At 44.5% G+C, this 17,826-nt stretch carries 18 protein-coding genes; 17 read left to right on the top strand and 1 reads right to left on the bottom strand.

All coding sequences use genetic code 11. The annotated features are described in order from the left end of the window. Nucleotides 1–83: 83 nt before the first annotated feature. From hemW to deoC, 9 genes are all read left to right on the top strand, one after another. Nucleotides 84–1,229, top strand: a complete 1,146-nt coding sequence (hemW, locus tag EV146_RS14905; protein WP_132007727.1) for a radical SAM family heme chaperone HemW — start codon at nt 84–86, stop codon at nt 1,227–1,229. A gap of 77 nt (nt 1,230–1,306) precedes the next feature. Then, nucleotides 1,307–2,338 carry a heat-inducible transcriptional repressor HrcA gene (gene hrcA, locus EV146_RS14910; RefSeq protein WP_132007597.1) on the top strand — a complete coding sequence of 344 codons (1,032 nt, stop codon included), beginning with the start codon at nt 1,307–1,309 and terminating at the stop codon, nt 2,336–2,338. Between the two features lie 122 nt (nt 2,339–2,460). Beyond that, entirely contained in the window at nt 2,461–3,036 is a 576-nt protein-coding gene (gene grpE / locus EV146_RS14915; RefSeq protein WP_132007600.1) for a nucleotide exchange factor GrpE, read from the top strand. Nucleotides 3,037–3,067: 31 nt separating this feature from the next. Continuing rightward, a complete protein-coding gene (dnaK, locus tag EV146_RS14920; protein WP_132007603.1) occupies nt 3,068–4,900 on the top strand; it encodes a molecular chaperone DnaK in 1,833 nt (610 codons plus the stop codon). A gap of 322 nt (nt 4,901–5,222) precedes the next feature. Next, complete coding sequence (dnaJ, locus tag EV146_RS14925; protein ID WP_132007606.1) at nt 5,223–6,350, top strand: molecular chaperone DnaJ; 1,128 nt, start codon at nt 5,223–5,225, stop codon at nt 6,348–6,350. Between the two features lie 15 nt (nt 6,351–6,365). Next, complete coding sequence (gene prmA, locus EV146_RS14930) at nt 6,366–7,301, top strand: 50S ribosomal protein L11 methyltransferase (protein WP_132007609.1); 936 nt, start codon at nt 6,366–6,368, stop codon at nt 7,299–7,301. A 112-nt stretch (nt 7,302–7,413) separates the two neighbouring features. Continuing rightward, nucleotides 7,414–8,163: a 16S rRNA (uracil(1498)-N(3))-methyltransferase gene (locus tag EV146_RS14935; RefSeq protein ID WP_132007612.1), complete on the top strand. Its 750-nt coding sequence runs from the start codon at nt 7,414–7,416 to the stop codon at nt 8,161–8,163. A 5-nt stretch (nt 8,164–8,168) separates the two neighbouring features. Continuing rightward, entirely contained in the window at nt 8,169–9,518 is a 1,350-nt protein-coding gene (mtaB, locus tag EV146_RS14940) for a tRNA (N(6)-L-threonylcarbamoyladenosine(37)-C(2))-methylthiotransferase MtaB (protein WP_121611697.1), read from the top strand. Between the two features lie 105 nt (nt 9,519–9,623). Continuing rightward, a complete protein-coding gene (deoC, locus tag EV146_RS14945; protein WP_132007615.1) occupies nt 9,624–10,301 on the top strand; it encodes a deoxyribose-phosphate aldolase in 678 nt (225 codons plus the stop codon). Nucleotides 10,302–10,326: 25 nt separating this feature from the next. On the opposite strand, the gene EV146_RS14950 is transcribed toward deoC, so the two are convergent. Then, the gene (locus EV146_RS14950; RefSeq protein ID WP_121611701.1) at nt 10,327–11,262 is read right to left on the bottom strand and encodes a Na/Pi symporter; all 936 of its coding nucleotides are present in this window, start codon (nt 11,260–11,262) and stop codon (nt 10,327–10,329) included. Nucleotides 11,263–11,461: 199 nt separating this feature from the next. Here EV146_RS14950 and rpsU point away from each other — a divergent pair, with 199 nt between their 5' ends. From rpsU to EV146_RS14990, 8 genes are all read left to right on the top strand, one after another. Beyond that, on the top strand, nt 11,462–11,635 hold the full coding sequence (rpsU, locus tag EV146_RS14955) for a 30S ribosomal protein S21 (RefSeq protein ID WP_015595024.1): 174 nt from the start codon (nt 11,462–11,464) through the stop codon (nt 11,633–11,635). Between the two features lie 16 nt (nt 11,636–11,651). Then, nucleotides 11,652–12,098 (top strand): GatB/YqeY domain-containing protein, encoded by a 447-nt coding sequence (locus EV146_RS14960; protein WP_121611704.1) that lies wholly within the window; start codon nt 11,652–11,654, stop codon nt 12,096–12,098. A 206-nt stretch (nt 12,099–12,304) separates the two neighbouring features. Beyond that, nucleotides 12,305–13,627, top strand: coding sequence for an NfeD family protein (locus EV146_RS14965; protein WP_132007730.1), 1,323 nt, complete (start codon nt 12,305–12,307; stop codon nt 13,625–13,627). After that, the gene (gene floA, locus EV146_RS14970; protein ID WP_121611705.1) at nt 13,627–14,622 is read left to right on the top strand and encodes a flotillin-like protein FloA; all 996 of its coding nucleotides are present in this window, start codon (nt 13,627–13,629) and stop codon (nt 14,620–14,622) included. Before EV146_RS14965 ends, floA begins: the two co-directional genes overlap by 1 nt. Before the next feature lie 32 nt (nt 14,623–14,654). Next, complete coding sequence (locus EV146_RS14975; RefSeq protein WP_132007618.1) at nt 14,655–15,164, top strand: hypothetical protein; 510 nt, start codon at nt 14,655–14,657, stop codon at nt 15,162–15,164. Nucleotides 15,165–15,256: 92 nt separating this feature from the next. Then, nucleotides 15,257–15,541 (top strand): sporulation protein YqfC, encoded by a 285-nt coding sequence (gene yqfC, locus EV146_RS14980; protein ID WP_121611710.1) that lies wholly within the window; start codon nt 15,257–15,259, stop codon nt 15,539–15,541. 15 nt (nt 15,542–15,556) lie between these two features. Next, nucleotides 15,557–16,795 (top strand): sporulation protein YqfD, encoded by a 1,239-nt coding sequence (gene yqfD / locus EV146_RS14985; protein WP_132007621.1) that lies wholly within the window; start codon nt 15,557–15,559, stop codon nt 16,793–16,795. Then, complete coding sequence (locus EV146_RS14990) at nt 16,746–17,714, top strand: PhoH family protein (protein WP_121611714.1); 969 nt, start codon at nt 16,746–16,748, stop codon at nt 17,712–17,714. The genes yqfD and EV146_RS14990 overlap by 50 nt, the downstream gene beginning before the upstream one ends. Nucleotides 17,715–17,826 lie beyond the last annotated feature (112 nt).

Below are 17,826 nucleotides of genomic sequence, written 5' to 3' on the forward strand. Positions count from 1 at the left end.
TATAAGATATCAAAGATGTAATAAATGACAGGCCTTTTTGGATACTGAAGTATCTGATGAGGCAAGAACAGGAAGTGTTAAAATTGATACATGCTGCCTATATCCATATTCCTTTTTGCCATCATATTTGCCATTACTGCGATTTTAATAAGGTATTGATGAACAGGCAGCCGGTAGAGGAGTATCTGGCAAGTCTCGAAACCGAGATGAAGATTACATTGCAGGAATATAAAAGTAATAAGCTACAATCCATTTTCGTTGGAGGGGGGACACCCACTGCTCTTAACGAAAAGCAGCTGGAATTTCTCGTAACGGCTATTCAGAGGAATCTCCCGTATGATCAAACGACAGAGTATACATTTGAAGCAAACCCGGGTGATTTATCGATTGAGAAACTGAAGATATTAAAAGATGCAGGTGTGAATCGCCTGAGCTTTGGTGTTCAATCCTTTAATGATGATTTGCTGAAGGCAATTGGGAGATCGCATCGGGCTGCTGATGTCTATCAATCCATTGAGTCAGCCCAGGCAATAGGCTTTAAGAATATCAGCATTGATTTGATCTATAGTCTCCCTGGACAAACAGTGGAAGATTTTAAGGCTACCTTAAAGACCGCACTCGGCTTTGGACTAGTCCATTATTCAGGCTACTCTTTGATTATTGAGCCAAAAACTGTATTTTATAATTTAATGAATAGAGGAAAGCTTCGGCTTCCAGGGGAAGAGGCAGAAGCGGAAATGTACGAGGTGTTAATGGAGCAAATGGAGCTTCATGGCTTAAATCAGTATGAAATCAGCAATTTTGCCCTGCAAGGTTATGAAAGCAGGCATAACTTGACCTATTGGAAAAATGAAGAGTATTTTGGCTTTGGAGCTGGAGCTCACAGTTATGTCGGGGGCCGGCGGCGCTCGAATTTTGGACCGTTAAAGAAGTATATGGAACCGATAAAGAATGGGGAACTGCCCGTTTTGGATGATCATGAGGTTACATTGCCGGAAAAAATGGAAGAAGAAATGTTCTTGGGCCTTCGAAAGACCGATGGAGTCGGCATTCGACATTTCACTGACAAATTTGGCTATAATCCTTCGGAATTATTCCGTAAAGAACTCAGTGATTTAACCGCCAGAAAACTGATTGAGATTCATAATGGCCGTATCATGCTCACCAAAAATGGAAGGCTTTTAGGCAACGAAGTTTTTCAGTCATTTCTGGGAGTATCAAATCATTGACATTATCGCCTATTATTGATAATTTATTATTAGATTTAGCACTCGTTATTGCAGAGTGCTAACAGAGGTGATGAGTGTTGTTAACAGACCGGCAAGTATTAATATTACAGGTAATTGTTGATGACTTTATCCGTACCGCGCAACCGGTCGGTTCCAGAAGCTTGTCGAAGAAAGAAGAAATTTCGTTCAGTTCCGCAACGATCAGGAATGAAATGGCAGACTTGGAGGAATTGGGTTTTATCGAGAAGACACATACTTCTTCCGGCAGGATCCCATCTGAAAAGGGATATCGATATTATGTTGATCATTTATTGCTCCCCCAACAATTGGATTCATCTGACATACTCACGGTGAAATCAATTTTTGCAGAGAGAATTTATGAGCTTGAGAAAATCGTGCAGAAGTCAGCTAAGATACTTTCGGAGATGACCAGCTACACTTCCATTGTTCTTGGTCCTGCCGTTAAAGATAACAAGCTGAGGAAACTTCAAATTGTCCCGCTTAACCAGGACACTGCCATTGCAATCATTGTGACTGATACAGGCCATGTTGAGAATAGAATGTTTCATTTTCCCGCAAGTGTTGATCCTGGCGATGTGGAAAAAATGGTCAATATCCTTAATGAACGTTTGGCAGGAGTCCCGCTGGTTGACTTGCATGCCAATATTTATAAAGAGGTTGCGGCACTCCTTAGGCAGCATATAAAGAATTATGATCTGCTACTGGGCACAATCTCTGAAACATTGACGATGCCTGCAAGCGAGAAAGTGTTTTTTGGCGGAAAAACAAATATGCTGAATCAGCCTGAGTTCAATGACATCGACAAGATCAGAAACCTGATGACGATGATTGAGCATGAGGACGGGATTTCCCGGCTGATCAGAAAGAACCCTAAGGGGATAAGTGTAAGGATTGGGCGGGAAAACAACAATATAGCCATGGAAAATTGCAGCTTGATTACGGCCAGCTACTCAATGGGGGAAGAAAAGCTCGGAACCATTGCCATTCTTGGTCCTACTAGAATGGAATATTCCAGGGTAATATCATTGCTCCAATTTATTAGCACTGATTTGTCCAAGGTTCTGACAGAACTGTATCAAAATAAATAGGCATGGAAATATTGTTAAGGGTGGAACAGCCTGTTCCATCCCCTTGCTATGTCATTGGCTGAAACAGGCAATTTAAAGACCAGCTTAAAATAGAAACAGCGCTTTTAAGGGAGGTGAGTTAAATGGAAGAGAAAAACAATCTTGAGCAAGAAATGGATTCGGCTGAGGGAACCCAGCCGGAGGAAGTGTTTGAAGAGGCGCAGGAGAACGAGGCAGCCGAAGCCGGCGTTGAGGAAGAGAATCAGGCAGAGGCAAGGATTGCCCAGCTTGAAGCCAAGCTGGAGGAAGCTGAAAACCGCTATTTGCGCCTGCAAGCTGATTTTGACAATTTCCGCCGCCGTTCAAGGCTTGACCTTGAATCAAGCGCAAAATATAGGGCACAAAGCCTGATCTCTGATTTGTTGCCTGCCATTGATAACTTTGACAGGGCACTTAAGATGGGAGCAGATAATGAACACGCCCAATCCCTATTGCAGGGAATGGAAATGGTATACCGAAGCCTTCTTGATGCATTGAAAAAAGAAGGTGCCGAGCCAATCGAGGCTGTCGGGAAGGAGTTCGATCCGAATCTCCACCAGGCCGTCATGCAGGACAACAATGAAAACTTCGGTTCGAACATTGTCGTCGAAGAGTTCCAAAAAGGCTATATTCTTAAGGACAGGGTCATCCGTCCTTCAATGGTGAAAGTAAATCAATAAATCTTACATAGTAATGGGGAGGTAAATATAGATGAGTAAAATCATAGGTATTGATTTAGGTACTACAAACTCATGCGTCGCTGTGCTTGAAGGCGGCGAACCAAAGGTTATCCCTAATCCTGAAGGGAACCGTACAACTCCATCCGTTGTTGCTTTCAAAAACGGAGAGCGCCAGGTTGGGGAAGTAGCAAAAAGGCAGAGCATTACGAATCCAAACACAATCATGTCCATCAAACGTCATATGGGTACTTCCCATACTGTTGAGATTGAAGGCAAAAAATATACACCTCAGGAAGTATCGGCAATCATTCTTCAATATTTGAAGTCATATGCTGAAGACTACCTTGGCGAGTCTGTAACAAAAGCCGTCATTACAGTTCCGGCTTATTTCAATGATGCAGAGCGTCAGGCAACAAAGGATGCAGGTAAAGTTGCTGGTCTTGAGGTTGAGCGGATCATCAATGAACCGACAGCTGCAGCACTTGCATACGGACTTGACAAAATGGATGAAGATCAGACCATCCTAGTATATGACCTTGGCGGCGGAACCTTTGACGTTTCCATCCTTGAACTTGGGGACGGTGTCTTTGAAGTTAAATCTACTGCAGGGGACAACCGCCTTGGCGGAGATGATTTTGACCAGGTCATTATTGATTACTTAGTAGAGCAATTCAAAAAGGAAAACGGCATTGACCTTTCCAAGGACAAAATGGCTGCTCAGCGTCTAAAAGATGCTGCTGAAAAAGCTAAAAAGGATCTTTCTGGCGTATCTTCAACCCAGATTTCCCTGCCGTTCATTACTGCCGGGGAAGCTGGCCCGCTTCACCTGGAAGTTTCCATGACCCGCGCCAAATTTGATGAACTTTCTTCAAATCTTGTGGAACGTACCATGGGACCAACTCGCCAGGCTTTAAGGGATGCAGGTTTGAATCCTTCCGAGATCGACAAAGTCATTCTTGTTGGTGGTTCTACTCGTATTCCTGCTGTTCAGGAAGCAATCAAAAAAGAAATTGGAAAAGAGCCTCATAAGGGTGTAAACCCTGATGAAGTAGTAGCAATGGGGGCTGCAATCCAGGGTGGTGTTATTTCAGGCGATGTTAAAGATGTTGTCCTTCTTGATGTCACTCCTTTATCTCTTGGAATTGAAACCATGGGCGGCGTATTCACAAAGCTGATTGACCGCAATACGACAATTCCAACATCGAAGTCACAGGTGTTCTCAACTGCTGCAGACAACCAGACAGCTGTTGATATCCATGTACTTCAGGGTGAGAGACAAATGGCTGCGGATAACAAGACACTTGGCCGTTTCCAATTGGCGGATATTCCACCTGCTCCACGCGGAATTCCTCAAATCGAAGTAAGCTTCGACATCGATAAAAACGGAATTGTCAATGTGCGTGCAAAGGATCTGGGAACAAATAAGGAGCAAGCCATTACTATTAAGTCCTCAACAGGCTTATCGGATGAAGAGATTGAAAAGATGGTTAGAGAAGCCGAGGAAAACGCCGAAGCAGATAAAAAGCGCAAAGAAGAAGTCGAACTTCGAAATGAAGCTGACCAGCTTGTATTTACTACCGAAAAGACCCTTAAGGACCTTGAAGGAAAAGTAGATGAAGCTGAAGTCGCAAAAGCGAATGAAGCAAAAGAAGAGCTGAAGGCCGCTATCGAGAAAAACGACCTGGATGAAATTCGCGCTAAAAAAGACGCGCTGCAGGAAATTGTCCAAAACCTTTCAATGAAGCTGTATGAAGAAGCAGCAAAGCAGGCGCAGGCACAACAAGGTGCTGATGGCCAGGGTGGAACTGCTAAAAACGATGATGTAGTCGATGCAGAGTTCGAAGAGGTAGATGACAATAAATAAGCATCAAAGTAAAAGTCAAAGTCAGGTCTTTCTTGGCTTTGGCTTTTTCTTTGAAAAATAACCGGATTTTCAAAGAATATCCATGTCTTTGAAACCAGGGAGCAAATAAAAATTGCACCGTTGCACTATGTCAAGGATTGTTATGTCTCTAAACCGGGTTGTATCTGAATTCAGGGAAGCAGATGTATTGAACGGCTGCAACGGTTTGATTCCTTGCTGTAATCAGAACGTTCAACCGGGTATTCCGCTTTAAAAACATTGCACTCCTTGAACGGTGAGTGTTAAAATAACCTTTATGTGAAAAGAGTCGGGAGTGGTAATCATGAGTAAACGGGATTACTATGACGTTCTTGGTGTCAACAAAGGGGCATCCAAGGACGAAATAAAAAAAGCCTATCGAAAATTATCAAAGAAATATCATCCGGATATCAATAAAGAGGCTGATGCCGATGAAAAGTTTAAAGAAGTAAAAGAAGCCTACGAGGTTCTTAGTGATGATCAGAAGCGGGCCCACTATGATCAATTTGGCCATACTGACCCTAACCAAGGATTCGGAGGCGGCGGTGACTTTGGAGGCGGCTTTGGCGGCTTCGAAGACATCTTTAATACCTTCTTTGGAGGGGGCGGAGGCAGAAGACGCGATCCGAATGCTCCAAGGCAGGGGGCCGATCTTCAATATTCCATGACCCTTTCCTTTGAAGAAGCTGTTTTCGGGAAGGAAACCGATATTGAGATTCCACGCGAGGAAACGTGTGAAACCTGTAATGGTTCAGGTGCTAAACCTGGCACCAAGGTGGACACATGTAAACATTGTCATGGCAGCGGCCAATTGAATGTTGAACAGAATACTCCGTTTGGGAGAATTGTCAACCGCCGTGTTTGTTCATACTGTAATGGGACAGGAAAAGAAATTAAAGAAAAATGCCGCACATGCTCTGGCACAGGCAAAGTAAATAAGCGAAATAAAATCAATGTTAAAATTCCTGCAGGGGTGGATGATGGCCAGCAGTTAAGGGTTGCCGGAAAAGGGGAGCCTGGAATCAATGGAGGCCCTCCAGGAGATTTGTACATCGTATTCCATATTCGCTCCCATGAGTTCTTTGAGCGTGATGGAGATGATATCTATTGCGAAATGCCAATCACATTTGTTCAATCAGCCCTTGGGGATGAGATTGAAGTCCCTACTGTCCACGGGAAAGTAAAATTAAAGATACCAGCAGGAACCCAGACGGGTACCAGATTCAGGCTGAAGGGCAAGGGCGTTCCGAATGTAAGAGGATATGGAACAGGGGATCAGCACATTATCGTTAAAGTACTGACTCCAACAAAGCTGTCAGAGAAACAAAAACAGCTCCTGCGTGAGTTTGCAGATATTAGCGGGCAGGTTCCGCTGGGGGATCATGAAGAAGGTTTTTTCTCAAAAGTAAAAAGAGCTTTTAAGGGTGAATAGTGAAGGAGCGAGTTTATGAAGTGGTCTGAAATCGGCATTTTAACAACTAATGAAGCCATTGAGCCAATCTCTCATATTTTACATGAAGCAGGGGCAAGCGGGGTCGTCATTGAAGATCCGTTTGAGCTAGTTAAAGAGAGAGAGGACCAGTTCGGAGAAATTTATCAGCTTAATCCTGACGATTACCCTGAGGAAGGCGTCATTATTAAAGCCTATCTTCCAGTCAACAGCTTCCTTGGCGAAACCGTTGAAGAGATTAAATCGGCTATTAATAATTTAATAATCTATAATATCGATATTGGGAAAAACAGGGTTACAATCAGTGAAGTTAATGAAGAAGAATGGGCGACAGCATGGAAAAAGTACTACAATCCAGTCAAGATATCGGAAAAGTTCACAATTGTTCCCACGTGGGAAGAGTATACTCCTGTTCATAGTGATGAACTGATTATTGAGCTTGATCCGGGCATGGCTTTCGGTACGGGGACTCACCCAACAACGGTACTCTGCATCCAGGCACTAGAACGAACTGTTAAGAAAGGCGATACAATCGTCGATGTAGGGACTGGTTCCGGGGTTCTCAGCATCGCCGCAGCAAAACTTGGTGCAGGGGACATTACAGCTCTTGACCTTGATGAAGTAGCTGTAAATGTGGCACGACTAAACGTAAAGCTTAACAAGGTGCAGGATGCGGTCACAGTTCGCCAAAACAACCTGCTCGATGGAATTGACGGGCGTGCCGATATTGTTGTTGCAAATATTCTTGCCGAGGTAATCCTTCGTTTTGTTGATGATGCAAGCAAAATTGTAAAAAAAGACGGATTTTTTATTGCTTCGGGAATCATCCAGCAGAAGAAGGATGAGGTAAGGAATGCTATAGTTCATTCAGGGTTTAAAATTCAAGAAATCATCACGATGGAAGACTGGGTTGCCATTATTGCCAAGAAATAAGCTTTTTGCAGAAAAGGGGTATTTCTTTGACCCCTTTTTTCTGCATGGAAGATTTTGATTGTATCAGTAAAAGCAAAGATGATTTCTTTAGAGAAAAAAGGAAGGTGCATTCATGCAGCGTTATTTTGTCACCAGGCCCGCCGAGGATGGGAAGTATGAGATACTGGAGGATGATTTCCATCATATCGTCAGAGTCATGAGAATGAAGACGGGCGACCAAATTATCTGTGTAAATCCCAATGGGGCCAGTGCCTTATGCGAGATTGCAGAAATTACCTCTGAAAAAGCTGTCGCGAACGTTGTAAAATGGATTGAAGAGTCTTCTGAACTTCCGGTACGAATGACAATTGCGAGCGGACTGCCTAAAGGGGACAAATTGGAGTGGATCATCCAGAAAGGCACGGAGCTTGGTGCATTTGGGTTTGTCCCTTTTATTGCAGCCCGTTCTGTTGTCAAATGGGATGAAAAAAAGAGCGTCAAAAAGCTTGAACGCTGGCAAAAAATTGCTAAAGAAGCTGCAGAACAATCCCACCGCAGTTCCATTCCGGAGGTTCATGCACCGCTGACCTTTAAGGCATTGCTCAAGATTGCACCGGACTTCCAATATAAATTAATTGCTTATGAGGAAGAAGCCAGAAAAGGTGAAGCTTCCGCGCTTGCCGATATTTTCGGCCAGGCAAAGCAGAATGAATCCATTCTGTGTGTTTTTGGACCAGAAGGAGGCTTGACAGAGGGGGAAGTAGACTCCCTAAAAGAGGCAGGGTTTGTTTCATGTGCACTCGGCCCTCGAATACTAAGGACTGAAACGGCTCCGCTTTACACACTGTCAGCCGCGTCCTATCATTTTGAATTAATGAGGTGAATACTATGCCTACAGTGGCTTTCCATACGCTCGGCTGTAAAGTAAACCATTATGAAACCGAGGCAATTTGGCAATTATTTAAAGAACAAAATTATGATCGTGTTGAATTTGAATCAACAGCGGATGTATATGTCATAAATACCTGCACAGTCACAAATACCGGTGATAAAAAAAGCCGCCAGGTCATTCGCCGGGCTGTCCGTAAAAACCCGGATGCCGTTATTTGTGTAACTGGGTGCTATGCACAGACTTCGCCAGCTGAAATTATGGCCATTCCTGGTGTGGACGTGGTTGTTGGCACTCAGGACAGAGTAAAAATGCTCGACTATATTGAACAGTTTAAAGTAGAACGCCAGCCAATCAATGGCGTCCGTAATATCATGAAGAATCGTGTCTATGAGGAGCTGGATGTCCCGGCATTTACGGACAGGACGAGGGCTTCCCTTAAAATCCAGGAAGGCTGCAATAATTTTTGCACCTTTTGTATCATTCCATGGGCACGCGGTCTGATGAGGTCCCGCGATCCGCAGGAAGTAATCCGGCAGGCACAGCAGCTCGTGGATGCAGGATACAAAGAGATTGTCCTGACAGGAATTCATACTGGCGGATATGGTGAGGACATGAAGGATTATAATCTTGCATCCTTGCTTTCCGACCTTGAAGCGAATGTGACAGGATTAAAACGCCTGCGGATTTCTTCAATTGAAGCAAGTCAGATCACTGATGAAGTGATTGATGTCATTGACCGTTCGAACATTATTGTCCGTCACCTTCATATCCCGCTTCAGTCCGGTTCAGATACCGTTTTAAAACGAATGCGCCGCAAATACACCATGGAATTTTTCGGTGAGCGCTTGAATCGCCTGAAAGAGGTTCTTCCAGGGCTTGCTGTAACTTCGGACGTGATTGTTGGCTTTCCTGGTGAAACGGAGGAAGAGTTCATGGAGACTTATAACTTTATAAAAGAGCATAAGTTTTCAGAACTTCACGTATTCCCTTACTCCAAACGAACCGGAACTCCAGCTGCCCGTATGGAAGACCAGATCGATGAAGACGTAAAGAACGAACGGGTCCATCGGTTGATTGCCTTATCCGATCAATTGGCCAAGGAGTATGCCTCCCAATTCGAAGGCGAGGTCCTGGAAGTAATTCCGGAAGAACAGTTCAAGGAGGAAGACGGTCTGTTCGTAGGTTATACTGACAATTACCTTAAAGTGATTCTTCCTGCAACGGAAGATATGATTGGTCAAATTGTTAGAGTGAAAATTTCTAAAGCAGGATACCCATATAACCAGGGTCAATTTATCCGGGTTCTGGATCAAGAGTCCCTCACTGTTGAAAAAGCAGTCATTTAATCGAAAAGGAATTGCCTTATGGCAGTTCCTTTTTGCGTATGCTGGGTAAATGGTAAAGGAATGCTAGTAAAGTATTTTAAGTAATCAGTGAAAGGGGAGCCCTGAATGACAACTCAAAATAACATAGCTGGAATGATTGATCATACCCTGCTGAAGGCAAATGCAACGGAGGAGCAAATCAGGCAATTATGTGAGGAAGCGAAGGAATACAGGTTTGCATCGGTATGTGTGAATCCTTGCTGGGTAAAATATTGCAGCAGCATATTAAAGGGCAGCGGTGTAAAAACCTGTACAGTGATTGGTTTTCCTCTGGGAGCCAATACCTATGAAACAAAAGCGTACGAAACGAAAACTGCGATCGAGCATGGTGCTGAGGAAGTGGACATGGTCATCAACATTGGTGCATTGAAGAGCGGTGACGATGAACGGGTTGAAAGGGATATACGCGCTGTAACAGAAGCTGCCAAAGGGAAAGCCTTAACAAAGGTTATCATTGAAACAAGCCTGTTGACGGATGATGAGAAGATTCGTGCGTGCAAGCTTGCAGTTAAAGCAGGTGCAGACTTTGTTAAAACTTCGACTGGGTTTTCAGATGGGGGAGCTACAGTGGAGGATGTCACCTTAATGAGAAATACGGTTGGACCGGACATAGGGGTAAAGGCTTCAGGAGGAGTGAGAAGTCCCGAGGACGCTAAAAAAATGATTGATGCCGGTGCTACCAGGATTGGCGCCAGTTCAGGTGCAGCAATTGTCAATGGTATTGTGGGAGAATCAGATTATTAAACGCAGAGCTTTAACTCTGCGTTTTTTATTTCCGAGGCTTAGGCCTCCCATGCAGGAAAATAATCGCCTTGCCGAACTGATCTGCAAATGGGAGAACCAGGAATGAAGAGAGAACGTTAAACACTACGCTTGCATGGGCCAGCTGAACATCTAAGCGATGCGCGGTTGCAGGAGCAATCGTCGCATAGTCATCGATAAAAGGAAGAAACAGGAGGGTCCCAGACACATTAAGCCAGAGATGGGCATAAGCTGTTAATCTTGCTTCCTTTCCTGCACCTGTTGATGCCAGAAGTGCCGTTGCGCATGTCCCAATATTCGCGCCAATCATCATAGCAAGCCCGGCAGGGAATTCAATTGTTCCCTCTGATAAAAAGCTCATGATGATTCCGGTCATAGCCGTACTGGACTGAATGATTGCGGTCAGGATTGCTCCAGCCCCCAGGCTTAAGTAAGGGCTGTCATTTAAAATGATTAGTGCCTGTTCAACCTGTGGAAGGCTGGTTAAGGGAAAGGCCAAATAAGAAAAGCCGCGCATGGCTGCAAATACGGCGGCCATTCCAAATAAGACCCATCCAGTTTTTTGGTAGCTTGGCCTTTTCACTACCATTAATCCCGCCCCAATGATAGCCATGGGGATAATGAACAAGTCGATATTAAAGGTAATCATCTCCAAGGTAAAAGTGGTTCCGATATTTGAACCGAGAATAATTCCGATAGACTGCCTGAAAGTCAGCATCCCGGCTGATATTAGGCCAATGGTAATAACCATGACTGCAGAGCTGCTGTGCAGGAGAGCTGTAATTATGGTTCCTGCAAGAAGCCCTTTCCATGGTGCATCGGTCATCCCGGCAAGCCAGTGTCTCATTGACCCGGCAGACAGGCTGAACAGTCCCTTCCTCATCAGCGTCATTCCCCCGAGGAACATAGCAATACATAAGATAAATAAAGCAACGTAAACCATAGAACCCCCCCTTCCTCTATGTCTATGAAAATTAAAGGTGGACATGCAGATTCTATTTGAATTAATCCAGGTTAATAAATAATATAATTCATTAAAGAATTACAGTTGACCTGACCGGGGTGTTATATTATAATTGCAAGGTACATGGTTTCCATGTGTTTTCATGTAAGTGTGTTGTGTTCGGAGGGAGGGAAAGAGAATGTCTAAAACTGTTGTTCGCAAAAACGAATCGCTTGAAGATGCTCTTCGACGCTTCAAACGTACTGTATCTAAATCAGGTACAATTCAAGAAGCTAGAAAGCGCGAATTCTACGAAAAGCCTAGTGTAAAGCGTAAGAAAAAGTCTGAAGCTGCCAGAAAACGCAAGTTCTAAGAGAGGGTGGAATCAATTGAGTCTTCTCGAGCGTTTAAATAAAGATATTGTCCAAGCGATGAAGAACAAGGAAAAAGACAAACTCACATCAATTCGGATGCTTAAATCGTCTTTACAGAACGAAGCTATCAAGCTCGGGAAACAAGACTTGTCCGAAGAGGAAGAGTTGACCGTACTTTCTCGCGAATTAAAACAACGCAAAGATTCCCTCCAGGAATTTGAAAAAGCAGGTCGTGAGGACCTTGTGGAAAAGTTGCGAAATGAACTATCCCATGTTGAAGTGTACATGCCCAAGCAGCTGAGTGAAGATGAATTGACAGAAATAGTCAAAGAATCCATCACTGAAACCGGGGCATCGTCCAAAGCGGATATGGGAAGAGTGATGGCTGCCATTATGCCTAAGGTAAAAGGCAAAGCGGACGGATCACTCGTCAACAAACTTGTACAACAACACCTTTCATAAAAAAATGAACAAGGCCGACAGCGAAGAGCTGCCGGCCTTTTTACTGTGTTCGTTTTTTGAGCATGCCTGTGCTATGATAAGGATATACATATCAGTGCAGGCTGCCTATGAATAAAACAAAATGAAACCATTTGCCGATAAGAACGTAGATAAAGGCAGCAGTTATTTTTGGATGGAAAGGAGGATTGGATTTGAAACTTTGCCGGATGTTTTTTTTGCCCTTTTTGGCCATATTGTTCTTTTCAGCTGCTTTCCCGGTAAACGGATCTGCTGAAGGTGAAACAGTCTATGTTGTCCCGGTGGAAGAGACAGTAGAAAAAGGACTTTTCTCATTTTTAAAAAGAGCTGTCTCGGAAGCAGAAGAGAACGGTGCGGCAGCCATCATTTTTGAGATAAACACTCCGGGCGGCGCAGTGGATGCTGCGGGCGAAATAGGCAAACTCCTGACTTCAACTGATATACAGACAATTGCCTTCATCAATAAACAGGCATTGTCTGCAGGCGCCTATATCTCCTTAAATACAGATGAAATCTATATGGTGCCTGGAAGTGTGATGGGATCTGCTGCCATCATTGACCAGAACGGGAATACGGCTGGTAAAAAAGCTGAATCCTATTGGTTTGCAGCTATGAGAAGCGCTGCTGCTGAATCCGGCAGGGATCCTATTTATGCTCTTGCGATGGCCGACGAGGAGATCGACCTTCCTGAATACGGCGCGGGAAAAGGAGAACTGTTGACATTGACCGCTGAACAGGCTCTGGAAGTTGGCTATTCAGAGGGTACGGTCAAAAATATGCATGAACTGACCGAAAAACTGGGATTTGAACAGGCAAACATTAGAACAGTGGATGAAAGCTTTGCCGAGAAGGCGGCAAGGTTTATTACAAATCCGGTTGTTGTCCCTATCCTGCTTACAATAGGCAGCCTGGGTCTTGTCCTTGAACTTTATTCACCAGGTTTTGGAATTCCCGGATTTATGGGCCTTTCATCATTGATGTTATTTTTTTACGGGCATTTAGTGGCCGGTTTGGCAGGATATGAAGCAATCATCCTGTTTATTGCCGGAGTTGTCCTGGTGCTCCTGGAATTTTTCTTGCCGGGCGGAATTGCGGGAGGAATTGGATTTATTGCAATCGTTTCGAGTCTATTCCTGGCTTCGGGTGATGCAGTCCATATGGGGATATCCCTGCTTATCGCCATAAGTGCGTCAATAATCGTTTCCATATTGATGGTAAAGGTGTTGGGGAAAAGAATGAAGCTGTTTAGGAAAATTATTTTAAAGGATTCTACTAGCACTGATCTGGGTTATGTATCAAACAAGAACAGGACCGACCTGATTGGGCTGAAAGGTGTTACACTGACGGCGTTGCGCCCGGCAGGGACCGTAGAGGTTAATGGCGAGCGGATTGATGTCGTTAGCGAAGGCAGTTTTATTCAAAAAGGGGTAAAAATTAAAATTGTTAAAACAGAAGGATCTCGAATTGTAGTCCGGGAGGAACCGGATCAAGAGAATGGAGGAAATGATTAATGACATCAGGTACTATTTTTCTATTAATCGCAGTAGTGCTGGGCCTTATTTTGCTCGGCGTCCTGTTTACATTTGTGCCAGTCATGCTGTGGATATCGGCGCTGGCTGCTGGTGTAAGGGTGAGTATTTTTACATTGATCGGGATGAGGCTCCGAAGGGTTATTCCCAGCAGGGTAATCAATCCGCTTATTAAGGCACATAAAGCGGGCTTGAATGTGACAACGAATCAGCTTGAAAGCCATTATCTTGCCGGGGGAAATGTCGACCGGGTAGTAAATGCCCTGATTGCAGCCCACCGGGCAAATATTGAACTTTCATTTGAAAGGGCCGCTGCAATTGACCTGGCGGGCCGTGATGTGCTTGAAGCTGTACAGATGAGTGTTAACCCAAAAGTGATTGAAACTCCTTTTATCGCTGGTGTGGCGATGGACGGCATTGAGGTAAAAGCGAAAGCAAGGATTACAGTGAGAGCCAACATCGAGAGACTTGTCGGGGGTGCTGGTGAGGATACTGTCGTCGCACGTGTAGGTGAAGGGATTGTCTCAACTATTGGATCTTCCGAAAACCATAAAAAGGTACTCGAGAACCCGGACATGATTTCCCAGACAGTACTTTCCAAGGGACTGGACGCAGGTACAGCATTTGAAATTCTCTCGATTGACATTGCGGATGTCGACATCGGCAAAAACATTGGTGCTGAGCTCCAGACTGAACAGGCTGAAGCAGATAAAAAAATAGCACAGGCAAAAGCGGAAGAAAGAAGAGCGATGGCAGTAGCACAGGAACAGGAAATGAAAGCGCGTGTTCAGGAAATGAGAGCGAAGGTAGTTGAGTCTGAAGCCACCGTGCCATTGGCAATGGCTGAAGCCTTGAGAGAAGGGAATATTGGTGTGATGGATTACATGAACATCCAGAATATCTCTGCCGATACCGATATGAGGGATTCCTTCGGGAAGCTGTCCGGCGGCAAAAAAGACGATAATCAAGATGCCTAACGTTACTCTGGATGCGAAAGGGGGTCTTTCCAATGGAAATCCTGTTGGATAATCCCGTTTTTATTGCTATTATCATAGGTCTGATTTCTACTCTCTTCAGCAAATTTAAAGATGAGAGTAAGGATCAGAACAGGCCGGGACGCCCAGCGCGTCCTGATAGGAGGGAACCTGGCCAAAAGCCTGTCTGGAACGGGCAAACACCTAAACCTCGAGCTGAAAGCAATGCCTCTGAGGCAAAGGCAAAGCCTGCAATGGCTAAAAAACTGCCGCCCGAGTCAGGCACCAGGCCATCTTTGAAGCAGGCAGATTTACAGGAAGACTATCAAAATAAAAAGGCCCATTCGGCGAGTGTTTCTCCTCGGATGCATTCTTCCGCTCCCAAGGAAGCTCTTTCAGAAGCAGAAAACAGAAAGAATAGGGATGAAAAAGCTGGTATTACTCTTAAACCCGAAGCGAACCGTCTCATTGAGGGGATTGTATGGTCCGAGGTTCTGGGACCACCCAGGGCGAAGAGGCCTCATCGTCCAATGGTGCGCAGGTAGATGACTGCCAGACAGCAGTGAACTTGTTAAAAAGGAGTGCTAGAACCCCTTTTCAACTCATACATATGAGATGAAAGGGGGTTCTTTTTTTTATGGCAAAAAAATGGAGCCAGCTTATAAGGAACTGGATGACCCAGAAAATGGATCTTCCTCCCGATGTCATGATGGATCTCCCTCGAATCACCATGATAGGACATATTCATATATACATTGAGAACCACCGGGGTTTGTTGGCTTTCTCAGACAAGGAACTCCGCTTGCTCCTTAAGCAAGGCCAGCTCCTGGTAAAGGGGAAGGCTTTCGTCATTAAGACGATTTTGCCCGAGGAGATATTATTGGAAGGGAAAATCGACCAGGTGATATATATCAATGAATGATTCAGGAGGAAGGGTATGAAAAATCAATGGCTGGATGTAATAAGTGGTGTTGTCCGGGTTAAAGTAATGGGCAAAGGGATTGAAAGGTTTTTAAATCAGTTAACCCGAAGTGGCATCCGTGTGTGGAATGTGAAGAGGCATGGTACGGAAGCAGTCACTTTTCAAATAAAGCTAGTAGACGTAAAAAAAATAAGGGTGCCTGCCAGGTCGAGTAAGTGCAGCATACGCTTCATTGAGCGGGCGGGCGGCCCCTTCTTTTTAAGGAAATTATGGACAAACAGCGGTTTTCTGTTTGGTGCTGCTGCTTTTTTTATCATCCTCATGTTTTTGTCCAATATGGTTTGGGGAATTGAAATAAAAGGAGCAAGCCCTGCAACCGAGCACCAGATCAGGAAAGAGTTAACCAAAATGGGAGTTAAAATCGGGAAGCTCCAATTTATGATGGATAATGTAGATGCGATTCAGCGTGACTTAACTGATAACGTAAAGGCCCTAACATGGGTAGGAGTAGAGCTGAAGGGGACAACCTATCATTTTCAGGTTGTTGAGAAAGAAGAGCCAGACAAGCCAAAAGTGTATGGCCCGCAGAATCTCGTTTCCACCAAAAAAGCATTGATCGTAAAAATGTTTGTTGAAGAGGGGGAGCAAGTTGTCCAGCTAAATGATTATGTGCAGCCGGGACAGCTTTTAGTGTCTGGACTGATCGGGAAAGAGGAGGAAAAGCAGCCCGTGCCTGCAAGGGGGGAAATTCTTGGAGAGACCTGGTATAAATCCCGTGTTGAGCTTCCGCTTCAAACAACTTTCCAGGTGTTTAACGGAAATGAAAAACGGAAATTTTATTTTAAGATTGCAGGCAAAATGATTCCATTCTGGGGTTTTGGCAAGCATCAATTTAAGGAATACGAAACTGAGTCCTCTGATCATTCCTTAAAGCTGCTGAAGTGGGAGCTCCCCGTAACGATTGTCAATGAGACAATTAGGGAAAAGGAGGAAGTGAGCAGGACCTACAATAAAGACGAGGCCATAAAAAGTGCAAAAGATCTTGCAAGAAAGGATATAAAAAACAGAATTCCTGAAGATGCTATTATTAAAGGGGAAGAGATTTTACATCAATCAATAAAGAATGGTAAAGTAAGACTATCCATTCATTTTCAAATAATTGAAGATATTGCAAAAGCCCAACCTATAATCCAAGGAGACGAAGATGACAGACGACTTAAGAACGATGGAAATTCAACTAGCAAACCCCGATGAAGCTATTGCTTTATTCGGCAACTCCGACACCAACCTGAAAGTGGTTGAAAAGGAGTTCGGTGTTTCAATTGTCACCAGGGGAGAGACGGTAAGCCTGTCGGGCGCACCGGAAAAAATCGATATGGCCCGTGCGGTGCTTGAAAACCTCCTGTCAATAGTCCGTAAAGGAATCACCATTAGTCAGAGGGATGTCGTTTATGCCGTCCAGCTGGCTGAAAAGGGTACTCTTGAATACTTCCGGGATCTATATGAGGAGGAGATAGCGAAGAATTCTAAAGGGAAGTCGGTTAGGGTTAAAACGCTCGGACAGCGGTATTATATAGATGCAATCAAAAATCATGATCTAGTATTTGGTGTGGGTCCTGCGGGGACTGGAAAGACCTATCTTGCCGTTGTGATGGCTGTCAATGCCCTGAAAAATGGAAATGTCACAAAGATTATCCTTACCCGGCCGGCAGTCGAAGCGGGGGAAAGCCTGGGATTTCTTCCGGGGGATCTAAAGGAAAAAGTAGATCCATATTTGCGGCCCCTTTACGATGCCCTCAATGACATTCTCGGTGCTGAGCATACCCAGCGCCTGATTGAAAGAGGGACCATCGAGATTGCGCCTCTGGCCTATATGAGAGGAAGAACCCTTGATGACGCATTTGTTATTTTGGATGAAGCCCAGAATACCACCCAGGCTCAAATGAAAATGTTCCTTACCAGACTTGGCTTCGGGTCGAAGATGGTCATAACAGGGGACAGCTCTCAGGTTGACTTGCCTAGAGGAGTAAGGTCCGGGCTGATCGTGGCGGAAGAAATTCTGGATGGAGTATCTGGCATTTCCTTCATTCATCTCGAGCAGTCCGATGTTGTCAGACATCCTCTTGTAGCCAGGATCATCCACGCTTATGAAAAACAGAGTGAAGAAAGGTAGTCCGTCATCTTGGCGGGCTATTTTTTTATGAAGTATTCCTATGTTTTCCTCCTTATCTCAAGCGTTTTCAGGATAGCAGATGAAAGTTTTAAAAAAAACTGTTATGATGGAA

The organism is Mesobacillus foraminis (assembly GCF_004340465.1).
Taxonomy (GTDB): domain Bacteria; phylum Bacillota; class Bacilli; order Bacillales; family Cytobacillaceae; genus Mesobacillus_B; species Mesobacillus_B foraminis.

Excerpts from the sequence above, each read along its gene's own strand:
- EV146_RS14965 (WP_132007730.1), top strand. The coding sequence starts at position 12,305 with ATGTTTTTTTTGCCCTTTTTGGCCATATTGTTCTTTTCAGCTGCTTTC.
- floA (WP_121611705.1), top strand. The coding sequence starts at position 13,627 with ATGACATCAGGTACTATTTTTCTATTAATCGCAGTAGTGCTGGGCCTT.
- mtaB (WP_121611697.1), top strand. The coding sequence starts at position 8,169 with ATGCCTACAGTGGCTTTCCATACGCTCGGCTGTAAAGTAAACCATTAT.
- EV146_RS14935 (WP_132007612.1), top strand. The coding sequence starts at position 7,414 with ATGCAGCGTTATTTTGTCACCAGGCCCGCCGAGGATGGGAAGTATGAG.
- dnaJ (WP_132007606.1), top strand. The coding sequence starts at position 5,223 with ATGAGTAAACGGGATTACTATGACGTTCTTGGTGTCAACAAAGGGGCA.
- dnaK (WP_132007603.1), top strand. The coding sequence starts at position 3,068 with ATGAGTAAAATCATAGGTATTGATTTAGGTACTACAAACTCATGCGTC.
- yqfD (WP_132007621.1), top strand. The coding sequence starts at position 15,557 with ATGAAAAATCAATGGCTGGATGTAATAAGTGGTGTTGTCCGGGTTAAA.
- EV146_RS14950 (WP_121611701.1), bottom strand. The coding sequence starts at position 11,262 with ATGGTTTACGTTGCTTTATTTATCTTATGTATTGCTATGTTCCTCGGG.
- rpsU (WP_015595024.1), top strand. The coding sequence starts at position 11,462 with ATGTCTAAAACTGTTGTTCGCAAAAACGAATCGCTTGAAGATGCTCTT.
- EV146_RS14990 (WP_121611714.1), top strand. The coding sequence starts at position 16,746 with ATGACAGACGACTTAAGAACGATGGAAATTCAACTAGCAAACCCCGAT.
- EV146_RS14975 (WP_132007618.1), top strand. The coding sequence starts at position 14,655 with ATGGAAATCCTGTTGGATAATCCCGTTTTTATTGCTATTATCATAGGT.
- deoC (WP_132007615.1), top strand. The coding sequence starts at position 9,624 with ATGACAACTCAAAATAACATAGCTGGAATGATTGATCATACCCTGCTG.
- prmA (WP_132007609.1), top strand. The coding sequence starts at position 6,366 with ATGAAGTGGTCTGAAATCGGCATTTTAACAACTAATGAAGCCATTGAG.
- yqfC (WP_121611710.1), top strand. The coding sequence starts at position 15,257 with ATGGCAAAAAAATGGAGCCAGCTTATAAGGAACTGGATGACCCAGAAA.
- grpE (WP_132007600.1), top strand. The coding sequence starts at position 2,461 with ATGGAAGAGAAAAACAATCTTGAGCAAGAAATGGATTCGGCTGAGGGA.